We start from the raw sequence: 14,249 nt of genomic DNA on the forward strand, positions 1-14,249 counted from the left end.
GTGGCTCAGAGCTCCTTGACCACGCGCGCCGGGGAGCCGACGACGACGGTGCGGGCGGGGACGTCCTTGGTGACCACGGCCCCGGCGGCGACCACGGCGTCGTCGCCGATGGTGACCCCGGCGAGGATCGTCGCCCCGGCGCCCACCCAGACGTTCCGGCCCAGCACGATCGGGGCGGGCAGCAGGTCGCCGCGGTGATCGGGGTCGAGGTCGTGGTTCAGGCTCGCCATCACCGTGTTGTGCCCGATCAGGCAGTCGTCGCCGATGGTGATGCCACCCTGGTCCTGGAAGCGGCAGCCGGCGTTGATGAACACCCGCTCCCCCAGGTGCAGGTTCTTCCCGAAGTCGGAGGTGAGCGGCGGAAACACCGTCACCGAGTCCGCGACGGGCGCGCCGGTGAGGCGGGAGAGCAGCGCCCGCACCTCGACGGGCTCGTGGTAGCCGGCATTCAGCTCGCCGGTGACGCGCAGCGCCTCCTGGCTGGTGGCGTGCATGACGCCGTGGAAGCGAGAGCCGCCGGGCACCCGCTCCCCGGCGTCGAGCACGGCCAGCAGGGCGGCGAGGGTCGGGGCATCGGGCGTCGTCGTCATGGGTCCATCATCCCCCGCGCGCCGTCCACACGTCCCGATCCGCAGGCCCCGATCCAACAGGGCCCGATCCACAGGCCCCGGTCCGTCCACCCGGCCCCCAGCCGCTGCTGGCAGGATGCACCCGTCACCGCCCGCCGTCGAGAGGGATCCCATGTCGGAGCCGAGCACCCCGGACGCGATCACCGTCCGGCAGCGGCACCTGCTGGCCGGCATCGAGGACCCCGAGCAGGTCGCCCTCCAGCTGCGGCAGGTGCACGAGGAGTTCCAGGCGCTGCGGATGCACTACGAGTTCGGCATCGAGGAGGTGCTGACGAAGGTGACGATCCTGCGCAAGGAGTTCGAGCAGGTCCACGACTACAGCCCCATCGAGCACGTGCGCACCCGGCTGAAGTCGGTGGAGTCGCTGGTGGAGAAGGCGCTGCGCACCGGCGGGGAGATGACGGTCGCGGCGATCCGGGAGCGCATCCACGACATCGCGGGGATCCGCATCACCTGCAGCTTCCCCTCGGACGCCTACTGGGTGGCGGACATGCTCGCCGCGCAGCAGGACATCGAGGTGCTGCAGGTCAAGGACTACATCGCGCACCCGAAGCCGAACGGCTACCGCTCCCTGCACCTCATCGTGAAGGTGCCCGTGTTCCTGTCCACGCACACCGAGCTGGTGCCGGTGGAGCTGCAGATCCGCTCTATCGCGATGGACTTCTGGGCGTCGGTGGAGCACAAGCTCTCCTACAAGTACGAGAAGAACTTGCCGGAGCACCTGCGCGCCGAGCTGGACGACGCCGCCCGGGTGGCCCGCGAGCTGGACGCGCGGATGGAGAACCTGCGCACCGAGATCCGGCCCTCCCCCGCGCCGGGCACCGGCAGCGGCCTGTTCTTCCATGCACCCGACGCCGTGCAGGACCCGCCGGCATGATGCGTGCGCTGCGGGGGCTGGCCGCGCTCACGGCCCTCGCCGCCCTGGTGAGCAACGCGCTGGCCGCCTGGCAGGAGGGCCTGCTGGCGCAGAACCTCTCCTACTTCACGAACCTCTCGAACCTGGGCTTCGTGCTGCTGGCGCTCGCCGGTTCCGTCTCGACGCGCCGCCCGCCCTGGTGGGATGCCCTCCGCGGCGGCGTCACCCTGGCGCTCGTGATGACGGGGCTGATCTACGCGCTGGTCATCGCGCCGCCGGAGGAGCTGCTGCGTTGGGACATCGGCTGGCAGGGCATCGTGCTGCACCGGGTGGTGCCGGTGGTGGCGCTGCTGGACTGGATCATCTCCCCCGTCGCCCGTCGCGGTCGGCTGCGGCAGGCGGCCGCGTGGCTGCTGTGGCCGGCGCTCTACGTGGCGCTGACCTGGTGGCGGGGTACCGAGACCGGCTGGTACCCCTACGCCTTCCTGGATCCGACGCTCGCGCCCCGCGAGGAGTTCGCGGTGACGATGGGCGGCGTGGTGGCCGCCTTCGCCGTGGTCGCCCTGGTGCTGCACCTGGTGGGCGGCCGCCGCGTCTCCTCCCGGGGCGGGGCGTCCGCCTCGCGGGGCGGGGCGTCGTCGCGGGCGGCGGCTCAGCGCCCCGCGAGCTGACGGCGGAAGGCCCGCACGTACTGCGGCGGGATCTCCTCGGCGGGTGCGCCGAGCTCGAGGGCCGCGTGCAGCGCCCAGTGCGGGTCGCGCAGGAAGGCCCGGCCCACGCGCACCACGTCGGCCTGGTCGGTGGCGAGCACGTGCTCGGCCTGCAGCGGGTCGTCGATCATGCCGACGGTGGAGGCGGGCAGGCCGCTGACCTCGCGGATCCGGGCGGCGAGCGGCGTCTGGTAGCCGGGGCCGACGGGGATGTCGGCGCCCGGGGTGTTCCCGGCGGAGGACACGTCGACCATGTCCACGCCGTGCGCGGCGAGCCAGGAGGTGACCTCGGCGGCCTGCTCCACGTCGAAGCCGTCCTCGATCCATTCGGTGCCGGACAGGCGCACCAGCAGCGGCATACCCGCGGGGATCACGGCGCGGACCGCGTCGACCACCTCGAACAGCAGGCGGGCGCGGCCGGCCAGATCGCCGCCGTAGCCGTCCTCGCGGTGGTTGCTGAGCGGGGAGAGGAACTCGTGCAGCAGGTAGCCGTGGGCGGCGTGGATCTCGATCATGTCCATGCCGGCCTCGACGGCGCGGCGGGCGGCCGCAGCGAAGGCCTCGATGACGGCGGCGATGCCCTCGGCGTCGAGCGCCCGCGGGGTGGCGAGCTCGCCGAAGGGGATCGCGGAGGGAGCGACGGTCTCCCAGCCGCCCTCCTCGGCGGTGAGGGAGACACCGGGGGTGTCGGTGCCCCACTCGGGATGGGTGGAGGCCTTGCGGCCGGCGTGGGCGAGCTGGATGCCGGCGGCCGCGCCGAGCGAGTGGATCAGCTCGACCACCTCGACGAGGGCGTCGCGCTGCTCGTCGTTCCACAGGCCGAGGTCCTGCGCGGAGATGCGCCCCTCGGGCACCACGCCGGTGGCCTCGACGATCACGGCACCCGCGCCGCCGCGGGCGAAGGAGCCGTAGTGCATGAGGTGCCAGGGGGTCACCTTGCCGTCGCGCTCGTGCACGGAGTACTGGCACATCGGCGGCACCCAGACCCGGTTGCGCACGGTCAGATCGCGCAGGGTGATGGGCTCGAACAGCAGATGGGACACGGGAACTCCTCCACGTCGGGTCCGGTCACGGGCTCGTGAGGCCGGTCTTCCGGCAACCCGCGCACCCCCGCCCGCTATTCCGGAGCCGCGGGGTCGACTGGCTCACGTCGGGTCCGCGGCGGGCGGCGGCTTGCCGGGCGCGCGCGGTGTCGCGGATGATCGGGCCATGAGCACCGATCGACGACGAGTCCTGATCACCGGCGCCACGGGCGGCGTGGGCCTGCAGCTGGTCCGCGGCCTGGGCGAGGAGTACGAGCTGATCCAGCACGGCCGCACCCCGCGCACGCCCGAGCAGGAGAACTCCCTGCACACGGCCGACCTCTCCGACTACGACGAGGTGCGCGCCCTGATGGACGGGGTGGACACCATCGTGCACCTGGCCGGTGCGGCCTCCCCCGAGTCCGGCTGGGACGACGTGCTGACGGCCAACATCATCGGCACCCGCAACGTGCTGGAGGCGGCGCGCGACGCCGGGGTGCGGCGCGTCGTCTACGCCTCCTCGAACCACGCGATGGGCATGTACGACCGTTACGAGCAGTGGCCCGTCTACCCGGCCGACCTGCCGCGCGGGGACTCGCTGTACGGGGTGTCCAAGGCCTTCGGCGAGACCATCGGCCGCTACTACCACGACGAGTACGGCCTGGACTTCCTGGCGCTGCGCATCGGCTGGATGAGCGAGGACCCGCTGTCCACCGAGGAGGACGTGCTGCGGGCGATGTGGCTGAGCCCCGGGGACTGCGTGCAGGTGGTGCGCTGCGCCATCGAGGCGGAGACCACCTTCGGCCTGTTCTACGCGATCTCCGACAACCCGAACCGGCGCTGGTCGCTGACCAACACGACGCTGGAGCTGGGCTATCGGCCGCGTGATTCCTGGACCCGGCTGCCAGGCGCCGAGGAGCACGTGGTCGAGGGCGGCGTCCAGGTGCGGGACAACTGGCCGCTGGGTTCCTGAGCACCGGCCCGATCTGAGGGCAGTTGCCGCGGGCCACGCCCTTGTCCTGGGAGGATGGAGTCCGTCCCGCCCCACCTGCACCATCATCACGGGTCGGGCGCCCCGGCGCCGGCCTCGCCGCGCGCCGTGCGACTGCTGGTCGCTCTGACGCTGGCGCAGCTGCTGGCGACGGTGATCGGCATGATCCGGCTCTGGCCGTCCGCCGAGGACGCCCCGGAGCGCACCGCCTTGCTCGCCCCGGGGGTGGAGGTGCAGGTCGCGACCGTCACCGAGGTGCCTGCGGCCCCGGACCCCGCGGTCTCCGTGCAGGTCTCCGCGATCGGCACCTCGGAGGCGACCGCCGGGGAGCAGATCCTGGTGGAGATCACGCCCGAGCTGGTGGGCTCGGTGCATGTGGGCGATGACCTGCGGGTGCTCTCGGTGGCCCAGGAGGGCGCGGAGCCCGCCGAAGGTGGGTCGGCCGTCTGCTACTCCTTCGATCACGCGCGGTCTGTGCCGCTGGTGGTGCTGTTCGTGATCCAGCTGCTGCTGGTGGCGGTGGTGGCCCGCGGGGCCGGGCTGCGGGCGGTGCTCGGTCTCGCGGCGGGCGTGGCGATCGTGGTGTGGTTCCTGCTGCCGGCGATCGTGACCGGGCAGCCGCCGGTGCAGGTGGCGCTCGTAGCGGGGGCGGCGATGATCTTCCCCCGCGGGTACTTCGCGCACGGGATCCCGGTGCGCACCACCACCGCCGTGCTCGGCACCGTGGGCGGCGTGCTGGTGACGGTGCTGGGGGCGCTGAACGACGTGACGATCACGCAGGCCTCGGCCGCGTGGGAGCTGCGGGCGGCGATGCCGCAGGCGTCGCAGAGGCAGGTGTTCCGCTCGGCGATGCGCATCGGCCGCGACCACATCGCCCCGACCGTCTACACCCTGGCCTGCGCCTACATCGGCTCCGCGCTGCCGACGCTGCTGTTCGCCTCCACGATCGAGCGGAGCCTGACCATCACCCTCACCGCCGGGGAGATCGCCGCGGAGGTGTTCCGCACCCTGGTGGCCTCCATCGGGCTGGTGCTGGCGATCCCGCTGACCACCGCGATCGCCGCCTGGCTGGCCAGCGGCACACCCTCCGACGCCATCGAGGACGGGGACGCCGCTCCCCCACTCCGGGGACGCCGAGCGCGGGTCTGAGGAGGAGCCGGAGTTCGACGAGGAAACTCGGGCGGAACGTGCAGGGCGGTGGTGGTGCCCGGGCTCCATTCAGTACCTCGGCGCTGCCTGTTCAGAACGGCGGCGGCCCCCAGTCGGGGCGGACCGAGCCCGATGCCTTCTCCTCCGCGGCGACGCGTCGGCGCTCGAGCATGTCGAGGTGCAGGTCCCACGCCCGATGGAGCTGCTGTATGGCATGCGGCGTCATCAGGTCCGTCTCGTCCACGTGGGTGACGGGGTCGAGATCGTCGCCCAGGCCCCGGGTCCAGGTGGTCCGGCCGGGCGGGTGCGAGGCCCGGTCATCGGGCGGTCTCCCCGAGGCGGCGGGCGCGGGAACTCGTCGCGGGTCGAGCGCCCCCTCGGTCTTGCGCTGATGGTGACGCCGGCAGAGCAGGTGCAGGTTCTCGACCTCGGTGCGTCCACCCCGGTCGGGATCGCGGTGGTCGAACTCCTCGATGTGATCGGCTTCGGTGCCGTGCCGGACTGGCCGCCCGCACTCAGGGACCGCACACACGGCGTCTCGCAGGCGCAGGTGCTCGAGCATGGCCGGGGTGGGACGGTAGCGGTCGGCAGGCACGGGCAGGAAGGTGCCGTGCACCGGGTCGGTGAGCACGCGGTACCAGGCGTCCTCCCCGGCGGCGAGCTGCCGGGCCATCGCTGCCGGCAGGGGCACACGCCCGTCCAGCAGGCCGGGCTCATCCCCGACGCCGAGAAGCGTCGTCACCGGCACGGTGACCGTCATCCGGAAGCGCTCCTCGGGGACCTCGACGCCGTCGGTGACCAGCATCGACCGGGTGAGGACCTCGTAGCGCAGCCGGGCGAGGGACAGCGGCGCGCCGGTCTCGCCGACGCTGCCGTCGTCGAAGGGGATCGCGGCATCCTCCGACTGCGCGAGGGCGTGGCCTTGGGCGGTGCGCACGGCCCGTGCGACCGCGTCGAGGCGGTGGCCGAGGGCCAGGATCTCCGGGGCCGGGCCGCGGACGACGAGACAGGCGGTGCCGTCCTCCTGGTCCGGGGTCTCGGTGTGGACACTGCGCTCCGGCAGGGGCGGCTCGGGATCCTCGGTGCGCTCACGGTCGCGCAGCCGACGGACCTCGAGGCTCAGGCGTCGCCGGAAGCGGGTCTCCCCCATCCCGGGCACATCCCAGCGCGAGACCAGGGCGTCGAGGGCGGCGAGGGAGGCCTCCCCCATCCCGACGCTGACGCGCAGCAGTCGTTGGTGCCAGCGCACCGGCAGGCGGCCGGTCTCGAGCAGGGCGAAGGTGCGGGGGAAGCGCTCGGTGGCGGTCCGGGCCTCGGCCAGCAGGTGGGCGGCGTATCCGATGGTGGCGTGGAGGGCCTGGGCGAGCACGTACTGGGCGTCCTCGTGTGCCGGGGACTCGGCCTCCTCGGTGGCCACCGGGGGATCGGTGGAGGCGTCCTCGCAGTGTCGGAGCACCGCGAGCACCTTCCGCAGCAGGGCGGCGTGCTCGCGGGATGCCTGGGCGGTGCGCTCGCGCAGGTCGTCCAGGACCTGACGGAGCGGGGATTCATCAACGGGCGCAGCCGGCGGGACGAACCGCGAAGAGAGAGCCGCGACGACTGGACCAGGGATCGGCGCTGGGAGGTCGCCGGGCGCCGCCAGGTCCAGCGGCAGGAACAGTTCTCCGTCGCCCATGTCCTCACCTCCTCCCGATGACCGGACCGACCAGGTGTCGTGTCGATATGTCCGAGTCTAGGAAGGGGGTGTGACGAACGAGGGTGCGATCCGGCGAGGACCGAGATCGACCCGAGGTCAGCCGCTCGCGGAGTCGGAGACCGCCAGGACCGGGGTCAGCGGGATCAAGGACCGCCAGCGCTCGGGCAGGCGGGAGTAGTTGTCGACGACGAGGGAGACGACGTCCTCACCCGCGAGCAGTCGGATCCCGGAGCGCTGGCGCTCGATCGCGATCGCATCGCGGCTGTAGGTGCCGAGGGTGACGAAGATCGAGAGCTCGTCGGTCCCTTGCGTGCGGACCAGCTGATGAACGGCGGGGGCACCGATGGTCGCGGTCGTGTGCTTGCACTGCACTTTGATGAGCGGGGGCTCGATACCCAGCTGATCGCGATGGGCGAGGACGTCGACGTCGCCGTCCTGTGAGTACCGGGTGACACGCGCCTGATACCCGACCGACTGCAGCAGCGCGGCCGTGAACTCCTCGAAGGCCTGGTGGGAGATCCCCGTGTGCAGGACCTCGAGGATGAAGTCCCGGGTGTGTCGTTCGATCCGCGAGGCCCGGGGCTCGTCGACGGTCTCGTCGACGTCAGCGTCCGGCGACGCCGGGACGGCATCCTCGACGACGACGGTCACCTTCTCGACGTCCTGCTCCGGGGTCCGCAGGGCCGCGAGGAATTCCGCGGCATGACGACGGATCCGGAAGACGGTGATGAAGGCACCGAGCTCGTACAGCGCCGGCTGGGTGAACACCGTCCGGGACAGGCCGATCTTCTCCCACCGCACCGGGCGGCGATGCCGGTGCTGATCGGCCGCGCCGTCGTAGTAGTAGTCACCGGTGATCACGCCGATGTTCACGGTGCTGTCGGGTTTGTAGGGGGCCACGACCACGTCGCCCACCCGCATGACACTGCGGAAGCGGAACAGGACCCCTGCCTGCCCGGCGATGGAGTTGGTCGAGTCCTCTGGCCGTGCCTCCGCGAGAACCGCCTTCAGCCCGTCCCGGCCTTCCGGGATCCGGTCCAGGTCGCCGAGTTCGTCCCAGCCGAGGCTGATGAAGCTCCCGTCGACGAGCTCCGAGGTCAGGGTGTCGTTGTGGATGCCCCAGATGGCAGGTTCAGGCCCTGATTCGGTCATGGCGGGATCCTATGAGTCCCGCAGCCGACCAGGGGCGGGAGTCCGCTTACTCGGCCTCGGGGTCCGCGTTCTCCTCACGCGCCCGCGACCCCGTGAGCTCCCGCAGCGCCTCCTCGAAGAACTCCCGCACCTTGGTCCAGTTCACGGTGGCCTCGGCCAGGTGGTGCTCGAGGCGCTCGATCTCCTCGTGCTGGGCCTGCTGGGCGCGGCGCTCGGCGAGCTCGGTCTGCAGCCGGGTGACGGTGGCCTCGGTCTCGGCGATCAGCCGCACCAGGGCCGCATCGATCTCCTCCTCGCTGCGCGGGAGATCGGCCTCGGAAAGGGGCGGCAGGGCGCTCTCGTCGGTATCAGGGCTCGGGGTGTGCTCGGTGGAGGTCATCATCGGCTCCCTCACAGGATCGTGGTGCCCAGGATGAGCAGGCCCGGCAGGACGGCGAAGACGCCCAGCACCCACAGGGCCGCGAAGATCTTGTGCTCGGCGGAGCGGTTGGCGAGCCACTGCGCGGCGATCACCGGCACCGGCCGCAGGAAGGGCAGGCCGAAGATGATGACGGTGGCGGAGAGGTTGAACAGCAGGTGCACGAGGGCGACCTGCAGGCCGACCTCGGCGTTGCCGCCGCTGAGGCCGAGGGCGGCGAGCAGCGCGGTGGCGGTGGTGCCGATGTTCGCGCCGATCGTGTAGGGGTACACCTGGCGCAGGGTGAAGGTGCCGGAGCCGGCCAGGGGGATCATCAGCGAGGTGGCGGTCGAGGAGGACTGCACGATCGCGGTGATGACGGTGCCGGAGGCGATGCCGGAGATCGGGCCGCGGCCGATGGAGCGGTGCAGCACCTGCTTGGCCTTGCCGACCATGAGCACCTTGAGGATGCGGCCGAGGAAGGTGATGGACACCAGGATCAGGGTGATGCCGAGGGCGATCATCAGCAGGCCGCCGAAGGGCGCGGGGATCGCGCCGGTGGCCCAGGAGGTCGCGTCGGCGAGCGGCGCGGTGGCGGCGCCGACCACGTCGACGCTGTCGGTGTCCACGCCGCCCACGCCGGTCAGGGCGTCGGCCAGGAATCCGGAGAGAGTGGCGAGGTAGCCGGTCGCGAGCTCCAGCGGCAGCAGGATCGCGACGGCGATGAGGTTGAAGAAGTCGTGCACCGTGGCGGCGGCGAAGGCCCGGCGGAAGTCCTCCTTGTTCCGCACCATGCCGACGCTGACGAGGGTGTTGGTGAGCGTGGTGCCGATGTTCGCGCCCATGATGATGGGGATCGCGATCTCCAGCGGCAGGCCGCCGGCGGCGAGGCCCACCGTGATGGAGGTGGTGGTGGAGGAGGACTGGGTGGCGGCGGTGGCGAGCACGCCGACCATGAGCGCCACGATCGGGTTGGAGGCGAAGGAGAACAGCTCCTCCGCGCGCCCGGCGGTTGCCGCCTGGAAGCCGTCGCCGATCACGCCGACGGCGGAGATCAGCACGTACACCGAGAGGGCGACGCCCAGCCAGTTGACGATCGAGCGGGCGGGGCCCTCGGGCACCCAGCGGTCGAAGGGGCCGCTGAGCACCTTCTGCTCGGTCGGGGTGGCCGCGGTCTGCGGCGCGGTCCGCCCGGGGACGGTCGCGGCGGGAGCCATGGGCTCCTCGGGACGGTTCAGCTGCGCGGTCACCGGAGGTCTCCTGTCATCGCCATACGGACATTCCACCGGGGAGATGTGGCATCCACGGTGACGCCGGGTGAACGACGGGTGAACGAGCTCTGTGATACCGCTCGCAGAGGGATTCAGGCGTCGCGCTCCCAGGCGCCGGAGTCGACGGGGCGGCCGATGCACAACGCCGCCACCAGGCCGATCAGGGCGAGGCCCGCGGGCAGCAGCAGGGCATCGGACATGGCGGCGGCGAAGGGGGCCTGCAGGGCTGCGGGCAGGTCCGCGGTGCTGGACTGCGCGGAGGCCCCCGCCCCGGAGCTGCTCGCGGACTCCCCCAGCTCGGCGGTCATCCGGGCGACGATGCGCTCGCTCATCAGCCCGGCGATCGCGGCGGAGCCGAGCACGGAGCCGACCTGCCGGGTCTCGTTGTAGACCCCGGAGCCGGCGCCCGCCCGGGAGGGGGCGAGGTTGCGGGTGGCGGTCAGCGAGAGCGGACCCCAGATCAGCGCGTTGCCGAGACCGACCAGCACGAAGGGCAGCAGGAGCAGCCAGATCGGTGCCTCGGGCGTCATGATCCGCGAGAGCGAGAACAGCCCGAGCGCGAGGGAGGCGAAGCCGCCGATGACCAGGACGCGCGGGTTCACGCGGGTCATCCAGCGCCCCACCAGCGGGGAGAGGCCGCCGGAGACCAGCGCCATGGGCACCGTCATCAGCGCGGCCTGGGTGGGGCTCATGCCGAGCACCTGCTGGAAGTACAGGGTGATGGGCACGGCCAGGGAGACGACGGTGGCGCCCATCATCGCGATCGCGACGGCGGCGACGGAGAAGTTGCGGTCGCGGAACAGCGCCAGCGGCACCAGCGGCTCGCGCGGGTTCACCGCCTGCCAGATCACGAAGGCCACCATCACCACGGCTCCCGCGAGAATCAGCCCGGGCACGGTGACGGGCAGGTGGGTGTCGACCCCGGCGACCACGAGGGAGTCGGTGATGGTGCCCCAGGCGTAGGTGTCGCCCTCCTGGATGCCGAAGACCAGCAGGAACAGGCCGATCGCGGAGAGCGCCACCCCGAGCCAGTCGAAGGAGTGGGCGCGACGCTCGAAGCGCGGCACGTTCCGCCAGGCGAGGCCCAGGGCCAGCAGGCCGACGGGGACGTTCACGAAGAAGATCCAGGGCCAGCCGGGGCCGTCGACCAACAGCCCGCCCAGCAGCGGACCGACCAGGCTCGCGACCCCCGCGGTGGCGCCCCACAGGGCCATCGCCTGGCCGCGCTGCTGCGGGGCGAACAGGCGGGTGATCATCGACATCGTCTGCGGGGTCATCATCCCGGCGCCGAGGCCCTGCACCACCCGGGCGAGGATCAGCATCTCGACGCTCCCGGACAGCCCGCACCAGAGGCTGGAGACGGTGAAGACCACCAGCCCCGCCATGTACATCGTCTTCATGCCGAGCCGGTCGCCGAGGCGCCCGGTGATCAGCAGCGGCACCGCGTAGGCCAGCAGGTAGGCGCTGGTCACCCACAGCAGGGCGGTGAGGTCCGCGTCGAGGTCCGCCTGCATCCGGGGGATCGCGACGGTGACGATCGTGGTGTCCACCAGGATCATGAAGAACCCCAGCACGATCGACCACAGCGCCGGCCAGGGCCGGTCCAGGCGGGGGTCCCTCATCGGGTGGCGTGCACGTCCGTGTGCTCCCCGCGCCAGATGATGGCGGAGACGATGCCGAAGCCGACGACCATCGCCAGCAGCAGCGCCCAGATCGCGGTGCCGTCACCGTTCTCGGTGGCGGTCGCGCCCCAGGGCCACAGGGCCCGCAGGGAGCCGGCCATAAGCCCGGTGAGCACCACCAGGGTCAGGTGCTGGTGGTGGGAGAGCAGGTACTGCAGGACCTGCACGAAGGTGCCCAGGCCGACGACGGCGCCGAGGGCGAACAGGGCGATGTAGCCGAGCTCGACGTTGCGCACGGCGCTCAGCACCGGCTCGTACAGCCCGAGGGTGAGCAGGATGAAGGAGCCGGACAGGCCCGGCAGCACGAGCGCGCAGACGGCGACGGCGGCGCCCAGGAAGATCACCCACGGGTAGGGCGTGAGCTGCACCTGCGGCAGGCCGACGACGACGAAGGCGATCGCGGCGACGGCGAGGCCCAGCAGGTAGTGCACGGGCCGCCAGGGAGAGCCGGAGCTGCGGTACGGGATGGGCAGACTGCCCAGCACCAGACCGAAGAACAGGGCGTAGACCAACTGGGTGTGGGAGTGGATCAGCGGCTCGACCACCAGCACGGTCGCGATCAGGCAGACCGGCATGCCCAGCAGCGCCGGGATCAGCACCCGCCAGTTGGCCTCCGCCAGCCTGGCCCGGGCGGCGGCGGTGCCGCGGCCGCGGGGCACGTCGGTGACCAGGTGCCGGACGGCGCCGAGCACGTGGCCGGCCCCGCCGATGAGGTCCGCGTAGAGGCCGACGATGAGGGCGACGGTGCCGCCGCTGATGCCCGGCAGCGCCTCGGAGGTCCCGATGGCGCCGCCGCGCAGGAAGTTCTTCACCCAGTCCATGGCCCCGATGATGCCAGGGGCGCACGTGTCCGGACCCGTCGCCGCGCGTCGCGGTGGGCGGTTGCACAGGCGGCACGGTCGGCAGCCCGGTCCGCGGGGCTACGCCCTCGTCACCGTCGGGCCTCGAGGACCGCCTTCATGCGCTCCAGGGTGATGCGCATGCCCCGCTCGTCGGTGCGCCCGCGGGGTCCGCCGAGGACCCTCCAGTACAGACGCATGAACAGCAGCGGCTCGAGGCGGTAGTACTCGGTGACCAGGGTGCCCCCGTCCCGCTCGGCGAGGCTGTACCCCCAGTTGTTCATGACGAGGTCCTTCTGGCCGACGCTGAACTCGAACAGTCGGCCGGGTTCGCAGGCGGTCACCGTGCAGACGCCCCAGTAGGTCGGTCCGACGCCGTTGCGCTTCACGTGCCCATCGAAGCGGGCACCCACCTCTGGCCCGGTCGATCCGCCCGTCCAGCGGGCCTCGAAGGTCTCGGGACTGAACTCGCCGATTCGGGTCACGTCGCTGAGCAGGTCCCAGACCTGCTCCGGCGTCGCATCCAGCCAGAGCTCGACCTGTCCGGTGAGGGGCCTCATGCGCCCAGGGTGGCGCGGGGGCCCGAATATTCCGGACACGACGAAGCCCCACCGGGATTCCCGGTGGGGCTTCGTTCTCGGGTGCGCCATCAGGGACTCGAACCCCGGACCCGCTGATTAAGAGTCAGCTGCTCTAACCAACTGAGCTAATGGCGCCAACAGCCGGAAACACTACCGCCGACCGGGGCCTCCGCCAAGCTGGGAGGCCGCTCTGTGAGGGAGGGAACAGGTGACCGTCGGGTCATCTGTGCGTCATCGGTGGTCATCCCGGTCCGTCCCGCACACCGGTCGCTCGCGAGGTCCCACCTCCTGCCCAGCACCGATCCCCTAGACTCATCCTTCGCAGGGCCGCCCGCGCGGGCGGCCCCCGTCGACTTCGCGGAGGAGGCCAGCGTGAGGATCGCCGTCACCGGCGCGACCGGGGTGCTCGGACAGGAGGCCGTGGAGGCGCTCGTCGCCGCCGGCCACGACGTCAGCGGCGTCACGCGCCGCGACTCGGGCATCCCGATCGTGGAGGGCCGGGGCGGCCGCGGGGTCGTCGCGAATGTCTTCGACGCCTCGGACCTGGCGCGCGTCTTCCGCGGCCACGAGGTCGTCATCAACACCCTGGCCCACGTGCCGGTCGGCATGGCCGGGCTGCGCCCCCTGGCCTGGCGCGAGGACGACAAGCTGCACGGCGAGGCCTCGGTCGCGATCGCGCAGGCCGCCGCGCAGGCGGGCGTGCACAAGCTGATCCAGGAGTCCACGGTCTTCATGTACCCGGACAACGGCTCCGAGTGGATCAGCGAGGACATGCCGCTGTCGGTGCGCAACCAGGCTTTCCGCGCCCGGGTGCGGGAGATGCGCGCCGCCGTGGACTTCGCCGGCTCCGGCCGCAGCGCCGTGGTGCTGCGTCTCGGTCAGCTCTTCGGCCGCGACCCGCAGACCACCCATGCCCTCAAGGCCGTCCGCGAGGGCGACCAGATCCTGCTGGGCTCCCCGGACGGCTACATCACCCTGCTGCACCACAAGGACGCGGGCCGCGCCTTCGTGGCGGCCCTGCGGGCGGACAGCGGGTTCTACAACGTGGGCGGGGAGCCGATCCCCCGCAAGCGCTGGGCGAAGGACCTCGCCACCGAGGCGGGCGCGAAGAGCCCGGCGAAGTTCTATCCGGAGATCGCGCAGTCCCTCGTGGGCACCCGCCTGGACGTGCAGCGTCGCTCGCTGCGGGTCTCCTCGGTGCGGTTCATGAACGAGACCGGGTGGTGGCCGCAGACGGGCCCCTCCACCCCGGGCTGGTCCCGCCGCTGACGCCC

General features: G+C 71.9%; 14 protein-coding genes and 1 tRNA gene. 5 read left to right on the top strand and 10 right to left on the bottom strand.

The features are described from left to right. Positions 1-5: 5 nt before the first annotated feature. Positions 6-590: a DapH/DapD/GlmU-related protein gene (locus OM98_RS12670; protein WP_010535002.1), complete on the bottom strand. Its 585-nt coding sequence runs from the start codon at positions 588-590 to the stop codon at positions 6-8. A gap of 151 nt (positions 591-741) precedes the next feature. Here OM98_RS12670 and OM98_RS12675 point away from each other — a divergent pair, with 151 nt between their 5' ends. After that, positions 742-1,506: a GTP pyrophosphokinase gene (locus OM98_RS12675; RefSeq protein WP_010535003.1), complete on the top strand. Its 765-nt coding sequence runs from the start codon at positions 742-744 to the stop codon at positions 1,504-1,506. Beyond that, entirely contained in the window at positions 1,503-2,156 is a 654-nt protein-coding gene (locus OM98_RS12680; RefSeq protein ID WP_010535004.1) for a Pr6Pr family membrane protein, read from the top strand. The genes OM98_RS12675 and OM98_RS12680 overlap by 4 nt, the downstream gene beginning before the upstream one ends. Here OM98_RS12680 and OM98_RS12685 read toward each other — a convergent pair. Continuing rightward, positions 2,138-3,238, bottom strand: a complete 1,101-nt coding sequence (locus OM98_RS12685; RefSeq protein WP_010535005.1) for an NADH:flavin oxidoreductase/NADH oxidase — start codon at positions 3,236-3,238, stop codon at positions 2,138-2,140. The genes OM98_RS12680 and OM98_RS12685 overlap by 19 nt on opposite strands. Positions 3,239-3,404: 166 nt before the next feature. On the opposite strand from OM98_RS12685, the gene OM98_RS12690 reads away from it, so the two are divergent. Beyond that, positions 3,405-4,190 (top strand): NAD-dependent epimerase/dehydratase family protein, encoded by a 786-nt coding sequence (locus tag OM98_RS12690; RefSeq protein WP_010535006.1) that lies wholly within the window; start codon positions 3,405-3,407, stop codon positions 4,188-4,190. 54 nt (positions 4,191-4,244) lie between these two features. After that, entirely contained in the window at positions 4,245-5,357 is a 1,113-nt protein-coding gene (locus OM98_RS12695; protein WP_010535007.1) for a YibE/F family protein, read from the top strand. Positions 5,358-5,448: 91 nt separating this feature from the next. On the opposite strand, the gene OM98_RS14885 is transcribed toward OM98_RS12695, so the two are convergent. From OM98_RS14885 to OM98_RS12735, 8 genes are all read right to left on the bottom strand, one after another. Beyond that, a complete protein-coding gene (locus OM98_RS14885; protein ID WP_010535008.1) occupies positions 5,449-7,032 on the bottom strand; it encodes an HNH endonuclease signature motif containing protein in 1,584 nt (527 codons plus the stop codon). Between the two features lie 117 nt (positions 7,033-7,149). Beyond that, a complete protein-coding gene (locus OM98_RS12705) occupies positions 7,150-8,205 on the bottom strand; it encodes a restriction endonuclease (protein WP_010535009.1) in 1,056 nt (351 codons plus the stop codon). Positions 8,206-8,251: 46 nt separating this feature from the next. Continuing rightward, on the bottom strand, positions 8,252-8,584 hold the full coding sequence (locus tag OM98_RS12710) for a hypothetical protein (RefSeq protein WP_010535010.1): 333 nt from the start codon (positions 8,582-8,584) through the stop codon (positions 8,252-8,254). 11 nt (positions 8,585-8,595) lie between these two features. Further along, on the bottom strand, positions 8,596-9,852 hold the full coding sequence (locus OM98_RS12715; protein ID WP_010535011.1) for a Na/Pi symporter: 1,257 nt from the start codon (positions 9,850-9,852) through the stop codon (positions 8,596-8,598). Between the two features lie 113 nt (positions 9,853-9,965). Beyond that, positions 9,966-11,495, bottom strand: coding sequence for a DHA2 family efflux MFS transporter permease subunit (locus OM98_RS12720; protein ID WP_010535012.1), 1,530 nt, complete (start codon positions 11,493-11,495; stop codon positions 9,966-9,968). Then, entirely contained in the window at positions 11,492-12,376 is an 885-nt protein-coding gene (locus OM98_RS12725) for a DUF368 domain-containing protein (RefSeq protein WP_010535013.1), read from the bottom strand. Before OM98_RS12725 ends, OM98_RS12720 begins: the two co-directional genes overlap by 4 nt. Positions 12,377-12,486: 110 nt before the next feature. Further along, positions 12,487-12,954, bottom strand: coding sequence for an SRPBCC family protein (locus tag OM98_RS12730; protein ID WP_010535014.1), 468 nt, complete (start codon positions 12,952-12,954; stop codon positions 12,487-12,489). Positions 12,955-13,036: 82 nt separating this feature from the next. Further along, a tRNA-Lys gene (locus OM98_RS12735) sits at positions 13,037-13,110 on the bottom strand. Positions 13,111-13,347: 237 nt separating this feature from the next. On the opposite strand from OM98_RS12735, the gene OM98_RS12740 reads away from it, so the two are divergent. Then, the gene (locus OM98_RS12740; protein WP_010535015.1) at positions 13,348-14,244 is read left to right on the top strand and encodes an NAD-dependent epimerase/dehydratase family protein; all 897 of its coding nucleotides are present in this window, start codon (positions 13,348-13,350) and stop codon (positions 14,242-14,244) included. Positions 14,245-14,249: the final 5 nt, after the last annotated feature.

This window comes from Brachybacterium squillarum M-6-3 (assembly GCF_000225825.1).
GTDB classification, from domain to species: domain Bacteria; phylum Actinomycetota; class Actinomycetes; order Actinomycetales; family Dermabacteraceae; genus Brachybacterium; species Brachybacterium squillarum.

What these genes read in the sequence shown, in the direction of transcription:
- OM98_RS12730 (WP_010535014.1), bottom strand. Translation starts at nt 12,954, where the DNA reads ATGAGGCCCCTCACCGGACAGGTCGAGCTCTGGCTGGATGCGACGCCG.
- OM98_RS12675 (WP_010535003.1), top strand. Translation starts at nt 742, where the DNA reads ATGTCGGAGCCGAGCACCCCGGACGCGATCACCGTCCGGCAGCGGCAC.
- OM98_RS12710 (WP_010535010.1), bottom strand. Translation starts at nt 8,584, where the DNA reads ATGACCTCCACCGAGCACACCCCGAGCCCTGATACCGACGAGAGCGCC.
- OM98_RS12690 (WP_010535006.1), top strand. Translation starts at nt 3,405, where the DNA reads ATGAGCACCGATCGACGACGAGTCCTGATCACCGGCGCCACGGGCGGC.
- OM98_RS12720 (WP_010535012.1), bottom strand. Translation starts at nt 11,495, where the DNA reads ATGAGGGACCCCCGCCTGGACCGGCCCTGGCCGGCGCTGTGGTCGATC.
- OM98_RS12695 (WP_010535007.1), top strand. Translation starts at nt 4,245, where the DNA reads ATGGAGTCCGTCCCGCCCCACCTGCACCATCATCACGGGTCGGGCGCC.
- OM98_RS12680 (WP_010535004.1), top strand. Translation starts at nt 1,503, where the DNA reads ATGATGCGTGCGCTGCGGGGGCTGGCCGCGCTCACGGCCCTCGCCGCC.
- OM98_RS12725 (WP_010535013.1), bottom strand. Translation starts at nt 12,376, where the DNA reads ATGGACTGGGTGAAGAACTTCCTGCGCGGCGGCGCCATCGGGACCTCC.
- OM98_RS14885 (WP_010535008.1), bottom strand. Translation starts at nt 7,032, where the DNA reads ATGGGCGACGGAGAACTGTTCCTGCCGCTGGACCTGGCGGCGCCCGGC.
- OM98_RS12670 (WP_010535002.1), bottom strand. Translation starts at nt 590, where the DNA reads ATGACGACGACGCCCGATGCCCCGACCCTCGCCGCCCTGCTGGCCGTG.
- OM98_RS12705 (WP_010535009.1), bottom strand. Translation starts at nt 8,205, where the DNA reads ATGACCGAATCAGGGCCTGAACCTGCCATCTGGGGCATCCACAACGAC.